The organism is Acrocarpospora sp. B8E8, from assembly GCF_039871605.1.
GTDB lineage: Bacteria > Actinomycetota > Actinomycetes > Streptosporangiales > Streptosporangiaceae > Acrocarpospora > Acrocarpospora macrocephala.
Map to the genome: position 1 here is coordinate 24,643 of NZ_JBDPLV010000077.1, position 24,033 is coordinate 48,675.

The following is a 24,033-nucleotide window of genomic DNA, read 5'->3' on the forward strand; positions in this document are numbered from 1 at the left end:
GAAACAGGTATCAGTAAGCTGCCCGCCGTGGACATCCCGCCCTTCCGCGCCGACCTCGCCCGGTCGGTACGGCTGTTCGCCGCGTTCCGCAAGGAGCAAAGCGATCCGGAGCTCTTCTACGGCCTGCTCGCGCGGGACACGGTCGCCCAGCTGAGTGCCTTCGTCCTGCTGGACGGGCAGCTCGTGGTGGACGTCGGGGGCGGTGCCGGATATTTCGCCGAGGCGTTGCGGGGCGCGGGGGCGCGGATCGTCTGCGTGGACGTGGACGCCGGGGAGATGACCGCGCGGAACGGGGCCATGCCGGCCGGATCCGTCCTGGGCAGCGCGTTGCGGCTGCCGCTGCGGAGCGGGACGGTGGACGTCTGCTTCTCGTCCAACGTGCTGGAACACGTTCCGGATCCGTACCTGATGGCCGGGGAGATGGTGCGGGTGACCCGGCCGGGCGGGCTGGTGTACCTGTCGTTCACCAACTGGCTGTCGCCGTGGGGCGGGCACGAGACCTCGCCGTGGCACTACCTGGGCGGGCACCATGCCGCGCGCCGCTACCTGCGCCGTCATGGGCGGCCGCCCAAGAACATGTACGGCGAGAGCATGTTCGGGGTGTCGATCGCGTCCGCGATTCGCTGGGCGCGGCGGCAGACCCAGGCGGACGTGGTCGCGGTGCTGCCCCGGTACCTGCCTGCCTGGGCGTGGTGGGTGACCAGGGTTCCGGGGGTTCGCGAGTTCGTGACCTGGAACCTGGTGCTGGTGCTGCGCCGCCGATAGATCACGAGATTTCCGGCGAGACCCTGGATTCGGGGACGATCGCCGGCGCGAAACGCGCGGCCAGTTCCGATTCGACCAGGGCCGCCATGAGGGTGACCGTACGTTCCCAGGAGAACTCCCCCGCCCAGGCCCGGCAGGCGGCGCCGATCTCGGCCCGGGCCGGCGGTTCGGAGAGTTCCTTCAGCGCGCGGTCCACCACGTCGGCCAGGTGTTCCCCTTCGGCCGCGAGCCAGCCTGTCACCCCGTCCCGGACGGAGTCGCGTAAGCCCGCCACGCCGTACGCGACGGTTGGGACACCGAGGGCGGCGGCCTCGATCACGGTGAGGCCCCAGCCCTCGAACTCGGAGGCGGTGACGTGCAGGGTCGCCGCGCCGAGCAGGCGGATCTTCGCCTCTTCCGGCAGATGGCCATGCAAGGTGACTTTTCCGGATAATCGGCGGGCTTCCACCATCTGGGCGAGCGGTTCGAACTCCGGCCCCCGGCCGATGACGTGCACCCGCAGCCCCGGCCACCGGTCGGCGAGCAGGTCGGCCAGCTCGACCACGCGCGCCACCCGCTTGTGCCCGACCAGCCGCCCGAGAAAGACCAGCGCGGGTTCGCCGAGCGCCGGATCGGGCCGCACGCCCTCGGCGACGGTCGCGCCCCCGTTCGGGATGACCTGGATCGGCGCGGTCCAGCCGAGCCGCTCGCGCAGGTCGCGCATCGACGATTCGGACACGGTGACCGTCCGGCACCGCCGGTAGAGCCGCCGCGCCACCGGCCCTTCGACGAAACACCCGATCCGCGCCAGCCACGGCGGGAAGAACGCCAGGAACTGCCGGTCGTGCACGTGGTGGATGAGCGAGATCACCGGGGTACGGCGGGGCAGCACGGCGGGGGCGAAGAACGGGATGCCGTTCATGCAGTCCACGACCAGGTCGAGACGGCGGCGGCGGAGCAGCAACCAGAGCGCGGCGAGCGGGTAGAGGGTGTAGCGGTTGCCCATCCGGCGCAACGTGACGCCGTGCCGTACCTCGGATCTCGGCTGGTCGGGTTCGCGGGCGGTGACGAACCAGACCTGGGCGCCGCGGGCGCCCAGATGCCTGGCGACCCGCCAGGCGTACTCCTCGGCGCCGCCCGCGACGGACTGCAGCGGTTCGCGGAAGTTCAGGATGGCGACCCTAGCGCCCGATAAGCCAGAGCTAATATGAGCCTTGCTCATGTTTTCTGCTACCACAACGTCTCCTCCCGGAGCGGCGCTTTCGGGCATGGCTCACGCCAAGGTCAGACCTGAAGGGGATCTCCGGCGCGGACGGGAAAGGTCAGCGAGTGCCGTAGTTGTAGAGGGGTTTGTCCGGCGGCTGCAAGCTTGGCGAGGCGACATTGATGACGGCCACCGAGGCGACGCCCGCGAGCACAGCCCCGATCGCCACAGCCACGAGCACCTTCAACACCGGCTTCTCCCTTCTGCGGGTTCCCGCGCAGTGTGCCGAGAGTAGAACGTGATCCAGGTAATAGCCAGACACCTTCCCAAACCGTGATAAAGAAAGTTACCGCTCGGTATGTCCCGAAATTTCGGGTCATTGCTGGTCACAAGCGCAGCAGGAGGAGTCTCTCGCCACGGAAAATTGGGGTCGCATCCTGGAGCTTCAACAGGAACTCGTTCTCGTTACCGTCGCTGATGAGGACGTAGCGGATCCCGGCGGCGGCCAGCCGGGCCCCGGCCGGTCCCGGCCCGGCGAGCAGCGCGCCCACCCGGCGCGTCAGCGGGTCCTCGGCGGTGACCCTGATCGGCCCGTACTCCCGCGATTCGACCACCAGCGTGTCGTTCCAGACCACCCGGCGGGCGAAGAGCTTGGTCGCCGGGTCGAGGATGACCCGGCCGCCCGTCCACCGGAACACCCGGTGCGCCCGCCACGGCAACGACACCAGCGCGCCCGGCGCCGGATCCGCGTTGACGATCCGCTGCACCTGCCGCCATTCGGCCGGATAGTCAGCCGCCGCCAGCCGCCCGAATGCCCCGATCGCCAGCGTCGGCAACACCAGCACCGGCACCACGACCGCCGCCAGGCCGATCCTGCCGCGCGCGAACGACGCGAGACCGAGGGCCAGAACCAGGGCCAGCGGCGCCAGGTACACCTGTCCATCCCGGAGCGGCCCGAAGCCCGGCCACCAGCTGATCAGGCCTTTCGGTACATCCGGCACGAAAGCCCCGAGGCAGGCGATCGCCAGCCCGAGCAGGGCGGCCACGGCGAGCCCGAACAGCGCCGGATCGTGCCGGTCGTGCCGGAGCAGCCGGACGAAACCCCAGACGGCGACGGCCGAGACGAGCAGGCGGATGGTCGCCGACGCCCAGAAGCCCTGACCAGGTACGCCCGCCTCGGCGTTCCAGATGCCGCCCAGCGAGAGCAGGCTGCCGACGACGCCGAAGGGGCCGTCCGCACGGGCGGCGAAGGCGTCCACCCCGGCCGGATCGGTGGCCGCGCCCGAGCGCAGGGCCGGGATCAGCCACGGCAGGCTGAACACGGCGGCGACCCCACCGGCGACGCCGACCGCGCGCCACCGCTCGGCGCGCCGGGCGGTGACCGGAAGCACCGCGAGCAGGGTGACCAGCATGGCCTGGAATCCGCCCACGGCCGCGGGAATCAGGGCGATCGCGAACCGGCGTACTCCGCCTTGGGCGGCGGCGCGGACGGCCCACGGCAGTCCGGCGTATCCCAGGAGGAGCGCCCACTGGCCGAGCAACAGCCGCTGGGCCAGGTACAGGTTCCAGGCGTAGAAGGCGGCGGCCACCAGGCGGGCGGCCGTCCGGTCGGAGGGCATCAGCGCCGCAGCTCCGGTCGCGGCCAGCAGGAAGATCCCGAGCAGGATCAGCTTCTGCACCACCATGGCCGGGATCGGGTACGACAACACGGCCACGACCAGGTCGCTGGGAACCGCCCTGGGAAATCCCCCTAAATCCCGAAATATGGGTGGATCGGGGACGAAGACCATGTCGTACCGGAGTGCGAAGCCCGGGCCCAGGGCGGGGCCGAGGGCGAGCATGCCGAGCAGCACTCCGAGCAGGCCCGGCGAGAGCCGTACGAGCAGGGAGCGCGGCTCTTCGGCGCTATTCTCCGGGCTCCGGGTCAACCCTCCGCGCATGGACATTGCGCAGAATCATATTCTGTCGGCGATCTGTCGGAGAGCCATCCTGCAAGGTGGAGATGTCGGTGTCGCCCTGAAACGATCAGTTACGGCACTGGACGGACGTCGTTCTCACGTCCCGGCGAGGGCGGCCCGAAGTTCGTCGGTCGCCGCGTCCAGGCAGCTGCCGGAAACTCGCATGCCCCTTGGCCTCGATCCAGTGCCGGAAGGCGTTCTGGAAAGCCACCGCGGCCAGCTGCGCGACCAGTTCCGCCGTCCCGGCGTTCACCTGACGCCGCAGCAGAGCGTCGCGGATCGCCTCTGGCCCGTGGCGTCGGCAGGCCCGGGGCCTGGACACCGGCAGCCGCCCTCGGGGCGGACCTGGCGACGGCCGCAGGCGGCACCTTCGTACTGGACTGAGGAGCACCGATACCTGGCGTTCGTCAAGACGAGCACCGGTCTGGAGACCTCGTTGAGGACGCGCGGGGCGCACGCGAGTGCAAGTGCCGCAGCCGGAGAGCCATCCTGCCCGAAATCGGCGGTGTCGGCCCTCGGACACGTACCTGTACCCCATGGAGCCCTGGTTGCTGGAAGCAGTGACCAGGACTTTGTGTTGTGCTGGGTGATAGATCAGCTGCATGCCGAGTTCGGCGTAGATCTTGGCCTTGCGGGCCGGATCGGCTTTCCCCAGTACGTCCACGAGGCTCCCCAGGCCGCGCAGGCAAGTGGCAAGATCATCCCGATCCAAGGAGTGACCGGAAGCCGTTTGAGCCGGTGTTCCAGTTCGGTCCTCCGCTTCTGCTCCTCGGTCATCCAACCAGCGATGAGCATAGGATCCGCACCAGCCTCAAGTGCGGCGCGGTGCCGAGCCAGTTTCCGATCGCACTCGGCCACCTGTCGTTTGACGGTCTCGATTTCGCGTAGTTCCGGTGCCGGGGCGTCGTGGGACATGACCAGGAGATCCAGGGTCCGATCGATGCTCGACGGAGCGAACAGGCGCGCCAGCCAACGATCCAGCCTGGGCGTGATATCGATCTCGCGCAGGTAGACGTTTCTGGGGTGGGTCACCCGGTTGGCAAGAGCGTATTCCTCGGGGAAGCGGCACCGGTAGTAGGGCATCTCATTGGACCAGTGGCCTTGCATCCTTCGGTCGCAGAGACCGCAGATCAGGCGTCCACGCAGCTGATACACATGCTGAGCCCTCCTAACGGTCTTACCAGTGGGACGATCACCACGACTGTGGAGGGTCGCCTGAGCCGCCTCGAAGTCCGCGATGCTCACGATCGGTGGGTGTGCGGGGGCATTCGACCAGATCCACTTCTCCTTCGGGTTCCAGCGAAGTTTGGTCGTGTGGCCCAGTCCCACATCGTCCACATCGATGAAGACCTCGTCTTTGCGCTGTCGGTTCCATACCTGGTGGCCGGTGTAGCGGGGGTTGATCAAGATGGCGCGCACCGCGCTCTTGGACCAGGCGATGCCGGAGCGGTGACGGTTCCGGGCCGGATCATGAGCCGATGGGCAGAGGATCCCATTGCGGGTCAGTCTCTCGGCGATAGCGAACAAGCCATAACCGTGAAGGAACGCGGCGAAGATCTCTTCCACTACGGGTGCGGACACGGGATCAAGTGGGGTGTGCCTGCATGCTCGCAGCGTGCCGCCTTCTGCCCGGGCCCTACCGCCAACATTTGTACCAACGCTGGTACAGAACTTTGGGGATCACGCCAGCCAACGTGGGTGGGTGCCCGATCCGATCACGCCACGCCTCGCTGAGCTGCGCAGACAGTTCGGTCAGCGGCTGCGTGAACTCCGCGAAGGGCACGGACTCACTCAGGAACAGCTAGGCGAAATGGCAGGAGTGGACCGGAAGACGGTCAACCGGATCGAGAACGGCATGTACAGTCTGCATCTGGACAAGGTGTTTCAGATAGCCGATGCGCTAAGGATCCCGACAAGAGAACTATTTGAGTTGGGCAGCGCGTCGCGCCATCTGTGAGTGGCGGCTTCGTCCAGGTGGAATGTACCGACTCCTATCTGCTCGTTCGATGGACGGCGCCGACCCGCCGGACCCGACGGTCGTGGTGGGTCTACCGAGCTGATGCGCTGCGTCGCGAAACCCGCCAGGGCCTGGAGAACTGCCTGCCATCCGTGTTGGACGTAGCTTCCGCATCCCCGAACAGGCACCAAACCGCCAGTTCGCCCCCAAGGCCAAGTAGGTGCTAGATGGCCTTGGTGCCAGAGGCTTCCTGGCCCACCTGGCCGTCGGTTAGGACGATGACGCGGGAGTTGCGTTTCTCGATTTCCATGAGCGCACCGGGGACCGGCTCATACGTGAGCGGGTGGACTTCGATCTGGAGTTTGCCTTCTTGGGAGCGGTTGAATGCGCGGATACGGTCGATGTAGGTGTTGACGAGCTGTTCGCGTTCCGGGCCGTATCCGCAGGCGCCGAGCTCACTGTGACCTGGTCGTCCAGGCCGACGGGTGAGGTAGGCGAAACTATCGTGGGTGAGCAGGCCCATAGCTCCCCAGTTGAATGCGGGCGGGACGAGACCGGAGCGCTGGACCGCGCCGTTTCCCGCCAGGAGCCGGAAGAACCCCTCTAGTCCGGCGAGCCAGAAGTCGAGCTCGCCGGTGACGGTGACTTCGATTCCAGTCCATGACTGCGCGGGGCTGCTGGATAGCGCGTGCTTCAGGGCGTCGGCGTCGGCCGGTTGGCCGTCGTCGATGCGGATGGTGACGCCGGTTTCTCCGAGGGGGATGTTGCGTTCGGCGACGGCACCGACACCGCGGATCGGCATGAAGCCGCACTCGTGCAGGGACCGGCTGCGCCAGGTGCCTGCCGTGTGCTCGAAGGTGACCGAGCGGGTGAGGCCCCGCATCCTGAGCGGGACGACAAGAAGCCCGCCGGGAGCGAGTTGGTCTGCCCAGGCGGCTGGCAGCTCCCAGGCACCGGCGGTGACGATGATCCGGTCGTAGGGTGCGTTCGGCGGATGGCCGTACTCGCCGTCGCCGGCGACGACGGTTACGTGCCCAAAGCCAGCTGTGGCGAGCGCCTTTTGCGCTTCCGCGGCGATGTCGGGGTCCAGCTCGACGGTAGTGACCTGCCCGGCTGGGCCGGTCAGTTGGTCCAGGAGCGCGGCGTTGTAGCCGGTGCCCGCGCCGATCTCCAGGATGCGGTGGCCGGGGTGGACGTCGAGTTGGGCGAGCATCGAGGCGACGATGCCGGGCGCGGAGGCGGAGCTCGTGGCGACCCCGTTCTCATCGCGGTGTGTTACGACAGGGCTGCTGCCGTAAGCGTCGGTCAGGGGTGTACCGGGCAAGAACGCTTCGCGTGGAACCACTCGCATGGCTGCATCGACGGACGGAGGAAGCGCCCCGCCGTCCCAGCCGCGCAGCCGGCCGGCCATCGAATTTCTCAGCTGGGTTGCGGTCATGGGTTCGGCTTCCACCCGGGTGAGCCTACCTGCCCAGCCGTAGCAGGCATGGCGCCTCGCGAAGATGAGCGGCGGGCCATCCCCTTGACGATCGCAGGGATAGCGCACAGGTTGGCTGTCATGACAGAAGCAGGACACAGTCCCACGGGTCGGGGACGACGGGTGCGGGCAGGCGGCCGTGCTGGGCTAGGGCGAGAGCGGTGCCCGCTGCGCCGGTCAGGAATCCCGGATGATCCTCGATGGCACCGTTGTCGGTGTGGGGGATGGCGAACGGGCGGCTTGGGTCGAACGCAGCATTGATGACGGCAGCGGCTTTAGACGCGACTTTGGGCTGGCGGTTGGTGGCGCACTGGAGGATGCCGGCGTGTCCGTGGCAGAGGGTTGGGCCGTCGGCGTCCCATGTATGGGCGGCCCGGGCGGCGAGAGAGTTCATGGCCGCGTCACTGGCCTCGGCGAGCGCGGATTCCCCGAGCGCCTGGGCGGCGAGGCCGAGGGCTGCGCTGATGCCTGGGGTGCCGTAGCACCATGCGTCCTGGCGGCCGGTCGGATGGGCGGAGCCGGCGTCCAGTTCGCTGCCACTGATGGACGTGGGCCATTGCCAGGCTCCATCGGCCTTCCAGTCGAGCAGCCACTGGGACACCTGGCGGATCGCGTCGTACTGGCCGGGAATGGCCCAGCCGCGGGTACAAGCCAGCGAGAGGAAGGCAAGCGGGCCCGCGATTCCGTGCGCCATCCCCGTTGCGGCCGATCCTGACTGGTCAACCTTCACTCTCGGTGGGTGCAGTGAGGCGGGTAGCCACCATCCTGGCCGAGTGCCGTACCCGGTCATGATCATCTTGATAAGGGTTTCCAGCGCGCGGATGAGCCCGGACTCGGCTGCGGGCTGGTCGACGGCGGCGAGTAGGACACGGCCGATGCCGGCCAAGCCGTTGATCGTGTCGTAGCCGGCCCGCCGGATGTGGGGGTCGCCGTCACGGCGGCGCTGAGCGAGGTCGTCAGTGACGCGCTGCGCCTGCCGTGAAAGCCATGCGGCGGCCCGAGCAGCGGGCGCCTGCATGGCGGACGGGTCGGAGAGGTACTTGGTCCCGATGATCAGGGATGCGGCCAGCCCGCCACCGGTGGTGAAGACTCCTGCACCGACCGCGCGGAGCCGCCTGGCGTGGCTGGCTGCTACCGCCCAATGGCGGTCGGCCGCAGCGCCGAAGATAGGGGCGACGGTGGCTAGGCGGGCGTGGAGCAAGGCGGTGCCGGCCAGTCCGTGGGCGAGGGACGCTGCCTCCAGACTGGGAACGGCGGCCACGACGGCCTCTGGCTGTAGCAGTCGCTCGGCGACGGCGAGCGACTGGTCCCCTGGCATGGCGTTCATGCGCGGTCCTGCGGTCGTGCTCTGCGGGCGATGAGGTCTGCCGCCATCGCCCTGGCGATTGCCTCGTCGGCCAGCTTTTCCATGAGGCGGTTGGCGCTCATATGGATCAAGGAGGAGGCGCAGGGGGCGCGATGGGCATCCTCCAAGCTGTCTCGGTAGGCGGTCAGGGAGTCCAGCCAGGCACACCAGGCAGGGCCGGAGTGGGCCACCTGTCCTCCCTTGGAGAGCGTCGTCCAAGCGGCACGCGCCTGCGGGCGTAGCTGGTTGTATCGGGTCCTGGCGGCATGGTCAAGGCGGGGCCGCCCGATGGCTTCAGCCGGGTCGTTTGCGGCCACGGTGAGAGCGGTCGTGGCGGCGCAATGAGCGGCTGCGATCATCCGCTGGTCGGGGTCGGCTGTTGTGCGAAGGACTGCGAGGGCGAGTCGGCTGTCGGCGGCGAAGGCGTCCTCGGCTGCGCTGATCGCGCCGGGTCCGCCGTAACGCTCGATCTCCTGGTCGTACGGCTCGATGCTGAATCCTCCGCACAGCTGCTCCAGGATGGCCTGCCGGCACCAAGCGGACAGCGCGGGGAGGACCTGGCCGCCGAGGACGGCGGGGTCGCCGTGGAACCGGGCGCGCAGGTGAGGGCCCATGGCGGTGTCGGCATACCTGAGCCAGAACCACCGGCTAACGATCCCTGGCATTGCTGCGGCAGCCTCGCCAAGGCTCATGACGAGCTGGTCATGCAGGTGGGCTGGAGCGCGCAGGGCGAGCGAGAGCCACTCGCCGCCTGGAAGGTGAAGGCCGGCCCCAGCAGGACGGGGGGATGCCGGGCTCTGACGGACAGGGGCAAGTGCCCGCCGGTCCAGGGAGATGATCAATTCCAGGACGTGGTCTCCGTCCGGTCCGGCAACGACCGCTTGGACGGCATCAGGACCGCCGGGCTGCTCGGTGACCGACCGGGTGCCCCGGCCGACATGGCGGCGCAGCAACTCGCGGTCGTCCTCCTCCCGCAGGTCCAGCGGCAGCAGCCGGTCGCCGTCCTCGATGACGATGATGCTGGGCAGGGACGGGATGGTCTCGGTCTGCCACGCCGTGACCGCCCGCGGCCAGCGTGCCCGCTCGCGAGCGGCCGCCACCAGCTGCGGGGGCAGCAGCCACCGTGCCGGGGACAGCACCGTACGGCGGTACAGGACGCGGGGCTGGAACGGGTAATGCTGCATGCCGCCCCATGACCATCCCTGAAACGGGCGGCAGCCGGAGCGACCGAGCAGTTGCAGCAGCCGCGCCTGCGGCGGGAGCATGAGTGCGGACAGCCGCGAGTAATGCACGGGGACAACTGGCTTGCCCTGCCGGACCGACCACAGGATGAGGCGGTCGCCGTCGGAGAACACGTGCAGATCCGCCAAGCGAAGATCGCCCTCGCGCGAGGCGACTCCGACCGGGATGCGCCTCGGCGCGAGCCCGGCTGGTGGGGCGAGTGCCGCCGCTTGCGGCGTGCGAGCGTTGACGACCAGTTCCGCGACGAGCGCGCCCTCCTCGTCAGGATCGGCGGGCAGGAACGGGCGCAGGTCGGCGAAGCGGCCTGCGGTGGAGCCGGCATCCTGCGAGCCGCCTGACACTGCCAGGAAGAAGCGTCCCTCCTCCCGGTCGGTCTGCGTGGCAGCCAGGACTCGCGCCCAGATCTCAGCGGTTCGCGGCGGAGGTCGGCCCAGATCGTCTGTGAGAGCGGTGATGTCGTCATCGTCGAGAGTCACAGCGACGGCTCGCGTTGTCGTGGCTCTGGCGATCAGCCGTGCCAGGGCCTGCTCGCGGGCAGGCCGACGCCGACATTCCTCCTCGCGCAGTTCCGGCCCGATGCCGAGGCAGGGATCGCATAGCTCGGTAAACGACACAAGCCGCCGTCGACCGTACCGCTCGACGAACCGGCGGTGGTAGCCGTCCAGCGGATCGTCACGGTCCCCGATCCGCCACAGCACGGTCGCGGCGTCAGCGGCGGCATCCGCCACGGACTTCGGCAGTTCCAGGCACGCGTCAGCAACAATGTTGACGCTCAGCGGCCGTTGCTGAGCGCAAATCTGGTCAGCCGTCTGCCGGGCCGCGCGCAATGCGGCCAGCCGGAACGGGTCGCCCGGGCGGTACCGGTCCGCCTCTGCGAGCAGAGACCGCAGGCGCTCCAGGCCCTCCCGCCAAGGATGCCTCGGAGGAAGGCGCCCGAGCAGGTGGCCGACAGGGTCGTCCCACAGATCGGCAGGTAGCAGGTCCGTGAGGAGCAGGCCTTGCCGGACAAGGCCGACAATGGCGGCGCGAACCATCACCTCTGACGCGGCTGGCCACTTCTCCCGCGCGAGCGCGACAAGGGAAATCGCGTCGCTTCCCCCCGCACACGACAGCAGGATCAGCTCCGTTGCCGCCGTGGCGTTGACGGAGGTCCGCTGGGGCCCGGCCTCGTCCGGAGCAGCAGGCCGCTCAATCTCGAAGCGAAAGCCACGGCGCACGGCCAGATCCGCCGTAGTGAGCTTGGCAAGGTCAAGCACGCGAGGGTCCTCAGCCAACTGGCCCGTCACCGAGGCCAGCCAAGCTCCGCTTGGGACGCTGCGCGCATTGTGCCCACTGCCGAGCCGCAACATGGTCTTCTTGCCGCCAATGCGAGCGAGGGCAGCGGCGGCGAACGCGCCGTTCGGCACCGGCCGCCAGCGCGCCCGTAACTCATAGCCCCGAAGGGTCGCCGAGGCACGACTGCTGCCACCAGCGGATTCCTCGAGGCTTGTCCCAGCCTGCCTGGACGCGAGGAACACGGCCTCCCGCAGCAGCAGGCCGGTCCCGGGTTCAGGCTGCCCGGCGGGCACCGGTAGCAAGGGGATCCGTGCCAGCGCGACTGGCGCGACGTCGAACAGGCGACCGGTCATGGTCTTCTCCTAACCGGGGCCGTTCCCCGGGGCGGGTTTCGCGCAACCCCCGCCCCGGAGAACGGTTGATGGCCTCTGTCGTCGTTTACCTCAGCACCCCTGGCAGGTGCTCGTGCAGCCGTTGTCCGTGCAGTTCCCGTCGGTGCGACCGTAGCCGTCCAGGTCGACGGTCGGCTCCGCCTTCGGGTCGAGGCTGAACAGGGCGGCGATGTCCTCGTCCAGGCTCGGCGCATCGACTGGCGCCGCCTCCGCTCGCGGCCTCGTCATCATCGTGTCCACCGGGTTCTCCTTCCCATCTGGTTTGGCCCATGACCTGAGGCGATCCCGGCTGGCTGCGGCCAGGTATTCCGCACCCGATTTCGCCTGCCGTGATTCGTCTCGCACAGAACGTAAGTCGGCGCGGCAGTGCCGTGGTAACAAGGAATTTGTTAGCTCGGGAGCCTGGCGTGCGTAATGTGGAAGCTGACCCGACCGCGCAGCGGAAGGACGGCCATGCCTGATGAATCGGTAGGCCAGCGGGCAGCGCAACTGCGGCGACTGCGGGGGCTGACCCAGGCCCGGCTCGCCGAACTCGCCGGCGTGTCGCTCAGTCTGGTGCGCCGCGTCGAGCAGGGGCAGGTGCCTGCGACCCCAGCGTTCATCGGCGCCGTGGCCCGGGCGCTGAATTCCTCGCCCGCCGAACTTCAGGGCCAGCCATTCCGAGGCGCCACGGCGAACTCCGATCGCGCGCATGCGGCGATTGGGCCGCTGCGCGCCGAGGTCGTCATGTCCGAGATCCCGGACGATGGGATCGCACCACGGCCTGTCGCCGAACTGCGAGCCCGCGTGGCCGCCACCAGCCAGCTCGCCCACCGGGTCCAGCTTGTCCGGCTCGGCGACGATCTTCCCAGCCTGCTCGCGGATCTCCGTACCACCGCAGCCTACGCGGCTGACACCCTTGCGCCCGAGATCCAGGCGAGCTTGCCGAGACCTGGGGAAACGCGCGCATGGTCGCCCGCGTCCTGGGCTACCCGGACCTGGCTCAGTCGATGACCGAGCGCTACATCAAGGCGGCCGTGCTCTCCGATGACCCGTACGCGATCGTCATCGGTACCAGTCTGCGGGCGGCCGAATTGATCCAGGTCGACCGGGGCCAGGCGGCAGCCAGGTTGCTGGACGCCGCGCGGCGGGCCACCGGCGAGCCGTCCGACTCCGCTCCGCCGCAGGCGTGGGCGGCGTGGGGCTGGTCACACCTGCAGTCGGCACTCGCGGCGGCCCGCGGCGCGGGCGACGCTGCTGCCGCGGACTTCCACCTGGCGGAGGCGGACCGCGCCGCAGGTCACCTTCCCGCCAACGCCGACCACTACCGGATGACGGTCAACCGCGCCAACGTCGCCATCTGGTCGGTCGGCCTTGCCGTCGAACTGGGCAACGGAGCGGAGGCAATCCGACGCGCAGCCGCCATTGGTGATTTCGACGGCGTCACCCCCAACCGGGTGTCCCACCACTACATCGACCTCGCGCGTGGCCACCTCTACGTGGGCGACCGCGACGCCGCTCTGGCCTCGCTGATCACCGCCAGGAAGCTGGCTCCGCAGCAGGCCCGTTATCACCCTCAGGTCCGGGAGACCCTGCGGATGCTCGCGCGCATGGAGCGCCGCCGCACCGACTCCCTTGCTGCCTTTACCTCCTGGCTCGGCATGTAGCCCACGACGGACTGTCGCGGCGCTATGAGATCAGTCCGATGGAAGGTGAAACCCACTCCGCCGCTGGGGCGATCAAGCACTGACTGCTACGCCGACATCGCGACCACTGGGCGACTTGTGTTCGACAAGGATGCGAACCTGTATGAACTCAGCGGGAGTATGACGGTACGCCGGCGGACAATGTATACGCAAACCTGCTGATGGTCCGGGTCTATGGCCAGCCGATCCTGCCTGCTGGGGACACTATCTCCAAGGCAGGCGAGACTGCAGTGCCTACGGCACAATATGGCAGATGCTGCGTCGCCAGGTCGCTCGTCGAAGCCGGACTGGGCGGATCGGGCGACGCTGTCCGCGTTTACCCACCACGCCGTCTGAGCTTGTTGGCTATTTTCTTGCCCGTCGCATGCGACTCTCAGCGATATTTCTTCACCTGAATCGTTATGACGATCCACGCCATCTTGTGCATGGCGCTCATATCTTTGAGAAGAACTTCCGGTATACGTACGCCCTTTGGCAACTCAAACTCAACAAGGCCGAAAAATCTCTTCAAAATTGCCAATAATCCACTCAATGGCCGAATTAAGTCCGATATTTTCATTGTGGGAGTGTTCACAGTCTCGCGCATCTGACAATCTTGAGGTTCAGGGTTCGGACCCCTACCGCAACCGTCGCCGACAGGTCCGGTTGTATCGATGGTGCACGCTACCCGACACATATATGTCCGCGAATAAATTCGCGAGAATAGCGTAACGATGTTCGGCCAGAAACGCGAAAACGCTCTGGACCAGGATCAGGTCCCGTATATCATCCACACGCCAAGTCCAAGCGGAACCATTCGACGGCTCATATGACCTAAGTCTGAACCTCCGTCCTAAAAGGCTATTAAGATCTTCAAGGCACTCCCGCACTTCCATTGAGCGTCCTGATTTCGCGCCATATATGCCCGTAGGCTTCCCGGGCTGCTTGGACCCAAGGGGGCACGAGGTGCCAGTCGACGGTCACCTCACGTTCGCCCCAGGCGACCTGCATAATTCGTCGATGGCCGGCAAAGTCAACGATCAGGTCACGTCGTATGAAGAGCAGTTGTCCGCCCCACGGCTTATCGGCACGGAAGGTCGCCGAGGCGCGGACGCTATTGAGGTCGACTAGATCCAAAGTGCCGGGCAGCTGACGAAGCCTGAATTGGGTAGCGAAGTCGAATGACGGCACGGCGTAGGACCGCTGCGGTCCCGTCAATTTGCCGTCCTCACCGGCCGAGAGCTCTACGGCCACCTGGTCAAGCCCGATGCCCGCGTCCCGCCAGTTCTGGCGCAACGCGGGACGCGAGTGGGTGTCAGCCCCATCGAGGGGCGTCTCGAACCTGGGACTCCAAGGCGCTTCCCCAGCGAAAACGCCGCGAAGCGTCGGGAGTTCGGGAAAGAAGTGGTTCCCGGGGTATTCGAGTCCGTTAACGAGTTCGAGTACAGGGTCCGCATCTTCCGGCTCCAGCAGGAGGGTGCGGAAAAACCCGAACACCATCCGCCCATCACGCCCATGCCGCAGGAAACCCTCGACCAGCAGCCATCCACCTGAAACGCCGTGGATCTCCTCAGGTGACCACAGCTCTGCTGGCACTTTCACCGTACCGGCCCGGAGCCACGCTTCGTCATCCGTCGGACCCCAAGGGGCCCACTCAGGCAATGGGACGGACGCTGTCGGAGGTTCCTCCGGAAAAGTCGGATCGATATCAGGAGTCACGTTGCGCCCACCCCCGAGCCACCAATCAGGGCTTTGCCCAGCGTCAGCGAGCCGGCCGATCAGCTCGTAGTAGGCGATCCACCCGTACTTCTTGCCGTAGCGCTCCACCGCCACGCGCTCGCGCCCGAAGCGGCCTACGGCCTCAGCGATCGCACGGTCAATGTCGCCGAGCAGTGCGGCACGCCACCCGAGTTCCCAGACGCGGGCCATGACCTCGCCGCGGGCGCGACGGTATTCAGTGTGGTTGAAGTCGTAGTTTCCTCTGCCCTCGATGGCGGATCCGATCACGTAGTTCTCGAAATCCATGCCGAAGGTGCTGTCGCATTCCTTAGCGTTCTGGTCATCGTCAGTCATCATGGGCGCAGGCGGCAACGCCGCGAACGTCAGCGCGAATGGATCGACGCCATCAGGTACCGCACCGGGGTGGAGAGTCCCGGCGAGTTCGAAGGTCGCCCGTACGTAACTTCGTAGCAGCTCATGGGGCGTTGGAGTCGAGCCGCCTTGGAGGAAGTGGTTACGCAGCTCAATGAGCCATCCGGTGAGCGCATGCTCGAACGGTCCACCGGGATCTGGCATCTGGTGGGCGCTAGCGGCACCGAAGGCGGCACCGATGACGCGCTCAACAACGTACGGGTCGTCAACATCGAGCATGCGGGTTGCGAGATCGAACAGGCGTTTCGGCTCCGGTCGACCGTAGCGCTGCAACGCCTTGGTCGCGAGATCGCGCACCGCCTGATTCGTAGAAGTCAGCAGCCAGGCCGTCGCAAGCCCACCGAGGTCGTCGGTCTCGGAGCGATCGACGTGTTCGGACCAATGTTCAATCGTCTGCTTCAGGCCGCTTATGAGCAGCTCATCGCCACGGTGGCGGACCCATTCGGTCCATCTGCGGTCACGTTCCGGGAGCGGTAGTAAGCGAAGGATCCGGTCGAGGAAGGTGGCATTCAGACGGTGTGTGGGAGAGATGTGGATCTCCCACAGGCGGTCGAAGTGATGTCGGCGCCCGAATCCGAGGGACTCTGGGGCCTTCCAGTCATAAGTGACGATCAACGTTGCGAGTTCGTCGACGGTGCTGTCATCTAGAAACTCGGATTCCGTAGCGAGCTCCTGGATGAGCGCCCATCGTCGGCGCTTTTCCGGGGCAAGACGCCAGAGGTGATGACCGCCGAACCGGCGAGGCAACAGGCCGATCAGGCTGATGGTGATGTCCTCACCGAAGGGATGGTGATCCTCACCCATAAGGGAATTCCACAAGGTCGCTTCTGCGAGCCGCTCCTCGACTTCGGCGTAAGTCATGCGTACAAGGAGCGCGTCAGCGATCAGGTATCCGGCGAAGCGGTCGAACAGGATCCCAGTTTCGGTATCGTCACTACCGTTAACCTCATCGCGGAGCAGGACCCCTTCCTCTTCAAGGCGCCGGAACAGGCTCTCGTCCCAGTTGGTCTCACCGGCATCGAGGATTGCTTTGGCGTCATCAGATGGGAGTCGACGGACCCCGCGGCTCCACATCTCCCGGGCCAGCTCAGTGAGGCGCCGCTTGATCTGGTCAGCCGGTACCGGATTGCGGGCGGGGTCCTCGGCAAGGCGTTTGGCTACGGCGTCGCGGTACAGCTCGAAAACACCGACCAGGGATGTCGGGAGGGCCTCCACGCCGACCGGCTGCTTACGGAGAGGGTTTGCGGCCTGGCAGTACATACGAAGGAACAGCGGGTTACGGAACATCCGGGTCGGCAGCCACGCACCGCGGGCATCAATCAAGTAGTGATCGAAGTAAGCGGCAACGATGTCGTTGACCTCGGTCCGGTTCCACTTGAGATCAAGCTTTATGGCTGTGTCCGGCAAAGCACGATCAGCTAGCGCCTCTCGGAGAGTGACGATAACCAGAACGTTCGGATAGTCGTCGAGTGCTGGCGTCAGCTCATCAAGCAGCGCACGCCACTCCGAGGGCCTCTCGGCTTCGTTCAGGCCATCGATGACCAGAGGGATTCGATTGCCGACACGGCCGCCGGCGGAATTCAGCGCCAAGAGGAGATCCTCGAAGCGATCGACCTTCAGCCCAGGAACGCGACGCGCCAGATCGTCCAGGTTCCCACCGGCTCGCAGGTGTCCGCCCTGGATGAACACTCCAGCCGTCGGTCGTTCGGTCGGAGCGGTCAGTTGAGCGGCAAGGTGGGTCTTGCCTGTTCCGGCAGTGGCAACGATCGCGGTCAACGGGGCCTGCAGGTCCGCGTGCAAGTCCTGCAGCCACCAGACGACGTCACGGATTTCTGCGGCGAGGCCAGTAATGGCAAGAGCAGCAGGCAGCCGCCGCTTCCTCAAGCCGAAGACGAGCGAGCGCAGACTGCGAGGGGATGTCGCTGGTGGCTGCTGATCGGCGATGCGCTCACGGGCCTCCGTAGGCCGACGGTTCCGCCCGGCTTCGGCGATGGCACGGAGATCGACGACGAATCGGTCCAGGTCATCGACGACTTCTTGAGCAGCTGTCCGGGTGGCGTGATCCTCAATGTTGGGCAGTGCGTCACGGAGTGCCTCAGTACGAACAGCGATGGCGGCAATGCGCTCGTTGAGCCAGTGGAACGCGGCCGGGCGGAGTAGTGCCCGCTCGATCCGGTGCTCGATGTGGTTCGAAGTGTGCAGAGGAGCCATCCACCGGGCCTGGATCGGGGCGACAGAGCGCTTATGCGCCTGTGAAAGCGCATCCGGAGACAGGACCAGTTCTCCGAAGAAAGTGGAGCGGAGCTCATCGAGCCCGGAGAGCTGCGCATCGAAGTTTTCCGCCGCCCACAGCTTTGTCGAGATCCCTCTGGCCAGCCCAAGGCCATCGATCCAGTCAACGTCAAGCTTTGCTGGACGCTGGGGAAGACACAGCACGAAGTCGGTCAATCCCTCAACGTGCTTGATGGCCTTCTGGAGGGATTCCTCGATCTGCGTACGCTGGCCCTGGGTGAGCTCATTCTTAGGTCCGAGGAGGAACCACTTGCATGACCATCCCCATACACGGCCTGGATCCCCAAGCTCACCGCGGTGTTCGACTCGCAGGTAGAACTCGACACCCGGCTGTTGACGCCGCTCCCGGAGAGTGCCTAGAGCGCCATAGCGACGAGACACGATCGCTCGTGTGAGCGCCTCAAAATTCTCATCGGCGGCGCCCCGCAAGAAGGCCAGCTCGGTCAGGTCCAGCGTCACTTCAGTCGCCCTCAGCCTTTCGCGGAGTCCCGTCCTCATTCCAGTCATGGCGAGAGAACACTTCGACCCGTGCACCTAGGTGGAGGAGCACCTTCAAAAATCCTTGGACTTCGGACTCCTCAGTCCAAACGCGGATGGTTGATCCGTCACGTTGGACCGAGTGGTCGAAGGCGTAGATGTCGACATCAGATCGCCCTAACTCATAGAGCTTCAGCCTCCGCAGTTCGTCCACGAGAGGGTCAGGCATACGCTCGTCCCGGCGCCGCCAATCATCGTCGGACCGTTCGATCTTCGCGAGAGCCTTCAGCGCCTCCATCCGCTCGATCGCCGCCTCCGCGCCGGAGACCGTTTCGAACTTGCCGATCAGCACCAAGTCCATCGAGTGCTCGGAACCGTAGCTGTGCCAGATCTTCACGCCGCCTCCCTCAGGGCTTGCACGGCATCCAGAATGGAGCCCTTGATCGGCATTCCCACCGATGCGTATGCGTGGGGGCGGAGGACACCGGTCGCGTCGACGTGCATGTGCGCGTCCAAAGGTTGCTCACCGGGGATGACCTCAACGGCTGGTACTGAGCCTTCGAGCCCCGAGCGGGAGATCGAAAGGCGAACCTGCGGCTTGGCAGCTCTTATCCATTGGACCAGTCGCTCTGCATCAGCATCAGAGATCCCCGGAGTAGCCGTAGTCGGCTGCTCGGGCAGAAGCAGGAGTTCGGACGCCTCAACATCGGCGGCGAACTCGGCAAGTGCATCGAGTTCTCCGATCGTGTCGGCGTTTACGACCACGTTGACACCGAATGGGGCAACCGAACGAAGGAGTCCGGCTGCGGCAAGGACAGCTGCGAACGGCCGCCGCCGGAGACGTTCATACGTGGCGGCGACCCCATCAACGGACAGGCGCGCGAAGTGCACGGACCCCCTCAGGGCATCGGCGAGTTGAGAAGTCAGCCGATGTCCATGCGTCGTGAAGGTCACCGCCATCGACGTAGACTCGGCGATCTGCGCGCAGATCTGGGGGAAACGGGGATGAGCGGTCGGCTCCCCACCTCCGAAGCCAACGCCCAGACACCCGGCACCATCGAGCTCTACCGCCCACGCGACCACACGACCCAGATCGAGCGCGGCGGCTTGCTTAGGCGCGTAGCAGTATCTGCAGCGGAGTTCACAGGCGTTCGTCAACGCAACCGATAGGTACCGAGGTGCCCGCGAGACCTGTTCAGCCGGCACCTTTACCTCATCGAGGAGGACGTTCAGCCCAGAAAGACGGTCGAACAGGTGCACACCAGCCTCGGACAGACGAACCTTGTACATCACCCGCATCAGCATGCCACTACGCAGGGGATCGCGCAGGCCGGCCAGATGAGCCGACCTGTGGTCGGTGACGTACGCGCGAAGCTGATCGAGCACGGTCGGGGCCAATGTCGGCTGGTACTGCACGATGACGTACCCGTCTCGGATGACCATCAGTCGCTCCAGCTCGTGCCGGTCGCAGTTCAGGGGGTGCTGGCTGCGAGGCGGTACCAGCCGGGTGCGGCGGTCTGCGTGCTTCCGCCGGGCGTCCAGGACCGTACCTGGGAGCGGGTCAGCCTCCCCGGGTGGCTGCCTCCACCGCCGAGGCCTCTGTAGACGTCCTTGCCGGTGTTCTCGACCCAGATGAGCGACTTCTGTTCGGCGGTGAGCCACCGTTCGAGCCACTCTGCGTCGACGAGGAGTTCGTTCTGGCCAACGTTGCCCGTGTGCCGAAGGGTCATGACGAGCTGGCCCGTGTCGTCGGTCCAGCCGTTGCACCCGTTCCAGTGGAGCTTGCCAGGGGGGAGTCCGAAGAACTCGGGGGCGGGCATGTAGAGGGAGAAGGATTTCTGGTTCCCCGGGGCGTACTCGTACTCGCCGAGGAGGTGCCATGCGGCGGGCTGGACGGGGACGGTGAGTGGCTCGGTCCATTCATGACGCATCACGTGGATGCCCAGTCCGTGGTGGTGGCCGTAAGGGAATTCACCGACGTACCCGTAGTGCATCTCGGGGTTTTTGGCGATGCGCTTGCCGAGGAGATCGCGTCCTTCGAGTTCGCCGATGGCGGCACCAAGGTCTTGGGTCGCGACCAGATGGGTATAAAGGTGGGTCCAAATGCCCCGAGTGTGCTCCGTGGTATCGGAGCCGTTCTTCCAGTCGTAGGTGCCGGCCAGGACGATGTGGGGGCGGCCTTCGAAGACGGCCTCGTTGACTGCGACGTCTGGGAGGTCGGTGTCGGCGGCGATCCACTCGGCGTCGGTCTTTGCGACGGTGGGCGCCCAGTCGTAGGCGGGTACCCATAGGCGTGGGTCTGGTCCGCAGGGGCGAACTCGACGATGGTCGGGTCGACCTGCCGGGAAATCTCGCTGTGCGGGCCGGGGACTGCGGGCGCCGGCGGGTCCCAGCTATCGGGGGTTTTGGGGACGTGGTCGGAGACGATGCCGATGAGGCGGTTGAGCGCTATCCACTGGTACTTCTTGCCGATGCGTTCAATCCACGCGGGCTTGGACCGGCCAATGCCGAACTTGCCGACGACGTACCCGTCGAAGGACGCGTGGAGTCGAGGCTGATACCCGAGGCGGATGACTTCGGTGACAACCCACCGCGCGGCAGAGGGGAGGTCGATGCCGGGTCGGTCTTCGAGTTCGAGGCTGAGCTGGTACCTGAAGAAGTCGTCGCCGGTGGCCGAGCGGACCAGCTTCGGGTAGCTGCTGGTGTCGTATGCGGCGATGTCTGTGTCGGTGGGCCAGGTGAGGGGCCAGTTGCTGGTGTAGGGCGGCCGGAACTGGTCGACGGTGACGCCAGCGGGGAGGGCTCCGCGGTGTCGGCGGCTTCGAGGATGCTGCGGGCCGCATCACGCACGGCAGCGTTCGGGGTGACGGCCGACGGCACGGAAAAGATGTTTTTCCACACCACCTCGGCTGCGGCAGCCCAGTCGTCTTGGGTGCCGTTCGCAAGGAGGGCCGCATAGGAGGCCTCGCAGGCTCGTTCGACGACCCATTCGTCGTCGACCATAGTGAACCGGTCCATCACCCCGGCCGCTTGGCCTGGGTGGCGTGTCAGGAGACGGGCAGCGGCGATGGTTGCCGGTTCGCGGACGCGCCGATCGCTGGCGCTGGTGGTCCACAGCAGCGCGGTCACCCACAGGCGGGTGGTTTGTTCACCCACATGGTCCAGCGGCTTCTCCCTGGCCCACCGGATGAGCCGGTCGACTGCACCGCTAGTGCCGTGGGTGATGTGGAACCACTCGGGCAGAAACGAATCTCGGGCACCCATGTCCAGGCCGGTGAGGAACCCGTGGAGCCAATCGGCGTTCAAAGGGTGGTCGGGGCGGGCGGCAAGACGGAACAGCATCGTCAACGCGTCGGAGCACACATCGGCCCTGTGGAACGCGTCGACGACGATGTCGCGGGTGGCGTCGGTGATCGCGCTGTTGTTGCGCCATCCGATTCCGGCGACGACGGCTGCGGCGATGGCGTCGTCGTCACCGATTTCAGTGCGGAACTCGGTGAGCTCAAGCCCGAACCGTTCCGCAACCACGACGGACGTTGCTTCGAGAAGGCCGAGGTCGATCGTGCTGCCGAGGCCGATGATAGTACCGAGACGGCCGCCGAACTCGGCCGTGATGCCGGTGGCGTCGGTGACGTCGGAGAGGGCGTCGGAGACGATGAGGTGGTGTCCGATGCGTTCGAACGTGATGGTGATGATGTCTGTGCCGTGGGGGCTGTCGTCGGGGACGACGTCCTCTTCGACGAGCCCTTGGGCGATGAGCGCGTCGAGGAGTGACTTCTCGGCGCTCCGGTCGGACCAGATCGGTGCCAGCAGGGCTTGGGCCTGGGTACGAGTCAGGAACGGGTCGCCGCCGTCGGCGATGGCTGAGGCGAGGGCGTCCATGGCCTCGTGGACGAGGCGGTCAGACGGTGAGGCGTCGATCCGGTCGCTGACGATGTCGTTCGCACTGTTGAGAACCATCCGAGTCAGCTCGTCGAGGCCCATGGCGGCCTGGTCGAGGGAGAGCCGGGTGTTGTTCTTGAGCGCTTCGCAGACCAGGCGCAGGTAGAGCGGGTTGTCGAACTCGCCATGGATGGGCGGCGATGTCGGCGGTTCGAGGCCGTAGAACGCGGCGTACTCGCTGACCGCTTCGAACTCGACCCCTTCGAATCCGGTGTGCTCGAACTTTGGCAGAGTGAGCCCGAGCGGGAGGACCTGGCCGATGTAGTGCGTACGGGCGGTGAGGAGGAGCCGGACGTTCGGGTACCGACTGACGGTGGTGAAGAGCCGTTCGAGGTTGTCGCGCCACGTGGACCGTGGGCGGGTGTCGTTGAGCGCGTCGATGACGAGGAGGGTCGGAACGCCTGCGACGCGGGCGCTTTCGTCAAGGAGCGCGATGGCTTCCTCGCCGGTGAGGTCGGACGGCATCTTGAGCACGTCGCGCAGGTGAGTCAGTGGGTCGCGGTCGGTGAACCAGCGGCCGTGCATCATGACGCTGGGGCGGCTCTGGCCGAGGCGCCGGACGACCGCGTCGATGGCCAAGTAGGTCTTCCCGATGCCGGCGGCACCAGTCATGAGTGCGACCTGGCTAGCGGCGAGTCGACCGACCGGGCCGATGAGGAGTCCGGTGGCGTCAGTGAGCCTTTCGCCGAGTTTGCGCAGGGCGTCGACGGCTGCCGCAGGGAACGACACCTGGTACTCGGCCTGAAACTGCCGCCAGTTCGGGGTGTCCCAGTTTTCGTTTGGGTATTTGGCGTCCATCGCCGCGACTTCGACAGCTTCTTGGTCGCTGACGGTTTTCGAAGCCTCGTCGAGTGCTTGGGCGAGATCGTCGAGTCCAGCGGTCGTACGCAACGTGTGCCAGGCCGCTAGCGCGTCAGTGACCTTGGTGGCGGCATCGAGGGCTACGTTCAGGTCTGCGGCGAGTACTTCGTCCCGGGCGTAGCGCATGTGGCCGACCGAGTCGTTGACCTTATCGATCTGGTCGCGGACGACCCCCCACCACTCGTCGTCGGAGCAGAGCGCCGCGATAGACCGGGCGGCGGGCACCTCAACGTTCAACTCGGGCACGTACCGGGGACGGGCTGCGTCGATCGCCTCCTGCAGCCGATCTTTCCACCACTGGGGGGCGAGGATGTCGGCGTCGAACCAATACCTGCGTTGGATGCCTGAGACGTCAAGGCGTTCGAGACGGGTGACGATGTTGATTGCCCACTCGAACTCAAACCCCACTGTCATGCCGCGCACGGTGGCCATGGATTTCCAGCCCTCGAGCCAGCCTCCCGGCTCCTCGATCTTCACCAGAAGCGACTTGCCGCGGCCACCGGTACGGCCGGTCGGGTTAGCGGGGATGGCAATCGTGTACTTGGTCAGGTTCGGATGGTGGTCCAGGGCAGCCTTGACGGACTTGTCGAGCTGGGCCTTGTCGACGTCGGCGTGGGTTGTCCAGAATTTGGCCTGCCAGCCGTGCTCGGTGGCGTCCGGCAGCGTCCAGTAGCACTCGACACCGCCATCCCCTCCGGCTCCGTGCAGTGAGACGAACTTGGCGTCAGCCGTGGGCGGCTCCTGTGCAACCTGTTGGCAGATGAACTGCTCGTACCCGTCACGTTGCCCGCCAGGGCCGAGTGACCGAATCCGCGCGAAGTCGATGTCGGGAATGTTCACGGGAGTGCCCTTCGGGATGCGGCAGTCAGGTCCGGGAGGAACGCTATCGGTCCGCCCCGACAATTACGGCCGGTCAGCGATACGTTGGGTGCACGACAGATTTGTAGGTGACGATCAGGGTCGGCTGGTTCTGGCGGGTCAGGCGGTTCGTGTCTGGTTGTGGATCTTCGGCCAGAGTTCGTGCCATCGGCCGCTGGCGTCCAGGCAGCGTA

At 66.4% G+C, this 24,033-nt stretch carries 20 protein-coding genes; 5 read left to right on the forward strand and 15 right to left on the reverse strand.

The window, feature by feature from the left end; all coding sequences use genetic code 11:
- Positions 1-27 precede the first annotated feature (27 nt).
- Entirely contained in the window at positions 28-765 is a 738-nt protein-coding gene (locus ABGB08_RS45070) for a class I SAM-dependent methyltransferase (RefSeq protein ID WP_347603822.1), read from the forward strand.
- Between the two features lies 1 nt (position 766).
- Here ABGB08_RS45070 and ABGB08_RS45075 read toward each other — a convergent pair whose 3' ends face one another.
- The 5 genes from ABGB08_RS45075 to ABGB08_RS45095 form a co-directional block, all read right to left on the reverse strand.
- Complete coding sequence (locus tag ABGB08_RS45075) at positions 767-1,966, reverse strand: glycosyltransferase family 4 protein (protein WP_347603824.1); 1,200 nt, start codon at positions 1,964-1,966, stop codon at positions 767-769.
- A 100-nt stretch (positions 1,967-2,066) separates the two neighbouring features.
- A complete protein-coding gene (locus ABGB08_RS45080; RefSeq protein ID WP_347603826.1) occupies positions 2,067-2,198 on the reverse strand; it encodes a hypothetical protein in 132 nt (43 codons plus the stop codon).
- Between the two features lie 136 nt (positions 2,199-2,334).
- A complete protein-coding gene (locus ABGB08_RS45085; RefSeq protein WP_347603828.1) occupies positions 2,335-3,894 on the reverse strand; it encodes a hypothetical protein in 1,560 nt (519 codons plus the stop codon).
- Positions 3,895-3,973: 79 nt separating this feature from the next.
- Entirely contained in the window at positions 3,974-4,228 is a 255-nt protein-coding gene (locus tag ABGB08_RS45090; protein WP_347603830.1) for a hypothetical protein, read from the reverse strand.
- Positions 4,229-4,500: 272 nt separating this feature from the next.
- Complete coding sequence (locus ABGB08_RS45095) at positions 4,501-5,487, reverse strand: recombinase family protein (RefSeq protein ID WP_347603832.1); 987 nt, start codon at positions 5,485-5,487, stop codon at positions 4,501-4,503.
- A 121-nt stretch (positions 5,488-5,608) separates the two neighbouring features.
- Here ABGB08_RS45095 and ABGB08_RS45100 point away from each other — a divergent pair, with 121 nt between their 5' ends.
- The gene (locus ABGB08_RS45100) at positions 5,609-5,863 is read left to right on the forward strand and encodes a helix-turn-helix transcriptional regulator (protein WP_347603834.1); all 255 of its coding nucleotides are present in this window, start codon (positions 5,609-5,611) and stop codon (positions 5,861-5,863) included.
- A gap of 223 nt (positions 5,864-6,086) precedes the next feature.
- On the opposite strand, the gene fxlM is transcribed toward ABGB08_RS45100, so the two are convergent.
- From fxlM to ABGB08_RS45120, 4 genes are all read right to left on the reverse strand, one after another.
- On the reverse strand, positions 6,087-7,301 hold the full coding sequence (gene fxlM, locus ABGB08_RS45105; protein ID WP_347603860.1) for a methyltransferase, FxLD system: 1,215 nt from the start codon (positions 7,299-7,301) through the stop codon (positions 6,087-6,089).
- A 118-nt stretch (positions 7,302-7,419) separates the two neighbouring features.
- Positions 7,420-8,667: a lanthionine synthetase C family protein gene (locus tag ABGB08_RS45110; protein ID WP_347603836.1), complete on the reverse strand. Its 1,248-nt coding sequence runs from the start codon at positions 8,665-8,667 to the stop codon at positions 7,420-7,422.
- Positions 8,664-11,555, reverse strand: a complete 2,892-nt coding sequence (locus tag ABGB08_RS45115; protein ID WP_347603838.1) for a lantibiotic dehydratase — start codon at positions 11,553-11,555, stop codon at positions 8,664-8,666. The genes ABGB08_RS45110 and ABGB08_RS45115 overlap by 4 nt, the downstream gene beginning before the upstream one ends.
- A 90-nt stretch (positions 11,556-11,645) precedes the next feature.
- The gene (locus ABGB08_RS45120; RefSeq protein WP_347603840.1) at positions 11,646-11,834 is read right to left on the reverse strand and encodes a hypothetical protein; all 189 of its coding nucleotides are present in this window, start codon (positions 11,832-11,834) and stop codon (positions 11,646-11,648) included.
- Positions 11,835-12,047: 213 nt separating this feature from the next.
- On the opposite strand from ABGB08_RS45120, the gene ABGB08_RS45125 reads away from it, so the two are divergent.
- Both ABGB08_RS45125 and ABGB08_RS45130 read left to right on the forward strand, forming a co-directional pair.
- Positions 12,048-12,587: a helix-turn-helix transcriptional regulator gene (locus ABGB08_RS45125; RefSeq protein ID WP_347603842.1), complete on the forward strand. Its 540-nt coding sequence runs from the start codon at positions 12,048-12,050 to the stop codon at positions 12,585-12,587.
- Entirely contained in the window at positions 12,542-13,240 is a 699-nt protein-coding gene (locus ABGB08_RS45130) for a hypothetical protein (RefSeq protein WP_347603844.1), read from the forward strand. Before ABGB08_RS45125 ends, ABGB08_RS45130 begins: the two co-directional genes overlap by 46 nt.
- Before the next feature lie 412 nt (positions 13,241-13,652).
- Here the strand turns inward: ABGB08_RS45130 and ABGB08_RS45135 are convergent, their stop codons facing one another.
- From ABGB08_RS45135 to ABGB08_RS45155, 5 genes are all read right to left on the reverse strand, one after another.
- Entirely contained in the window at positions 13,653-13,865 is a 213-nt protein-coding gene (locus tag ABGB08_RS45135; RefSeq protein ID WP_347603846.1) for a hypothetical protein, read from the reverse strand.
- 266 nt (positions 13,866-14,131) lie between these two features.
- On the reverse strand, positions 14,132-18,160 hold the full coding sequence (locus tag ABGB08_RS45140) for a hypothetical protein (RefSeq protein WP_347603848.1): 4,029 nt from the start codon (positions 18,158-18,160) through the stop codon (positions 14,132-14,134).
- 1 nt (position 18,161) lies between these two features.
- Positions 18,162-18,575, reverse strand: a complete 414-nt coding sequence (locus ABGB08_RS45145) for a DUF6375 family protein (protein WP_347603850.1) — start codon at positions 18,573-18,575, stop codon at positions 18,162-18,164.
- Positions 18,572-19,621, reverse strand: a complete 1,050-nt coding sequence (locus ABGB08_RS45150) for a radical SAM protein (protein ID WP_347603852.1) — start codon at positions 19,619-19,621, stop codon at positions 18,572-18,574. Before ABGB08_RS45150 ends, ABGB08_RS45145 begins: the two co-directional genes overlap by 4 nt.
- A 29-nt stretch (positions 19,622-19,650) precedes the next feature.
- A complete protein-coding gene (locus ABGB08_RS45155) occupies positions 19,651-20,109 on the reverse strand; it encodes a hypothetical protein (RefSeq protein WP_347603854.1) in 459 nt (152 codons plus the stop codon).
- Between ABGB08_RS45155 and ABGB08_RS45160 the strand changes: the two genes are divergently transcribed.
- Complete coding sequence (locus ABGB08_RS45160) at positions 20,101-20,469, forward strand: hypothetical protein (RefSeq protein WP_347603856.1); 369 nt, start codon at positions 20,101-20,103, stop codon at positions 20,467-20,469. The two genes, ABGB08_RS45155 and ABGB08_RS45160, sit on opposite strands and share 9 nt — an antisense overlap.
- A gap of 157 nt (positions 20,470-20,626) precedes the next feature.
- Here the strand turns inward: ABGB08_RS45160 and ABGB08_RS45165 are convergent, their stop codons facing one another.
- A complete protein-coding gene (locus ABGB08_RS45165) occupies positions 20,627-23,821 on the reverse strand; it encodes a hypothetical protein (protein WP_347603858.1) in 3,195 nt (1,064 codons plus the stop codon).
- Positions 23,822-24,033 lie beyond the last annotated feature (212 nt).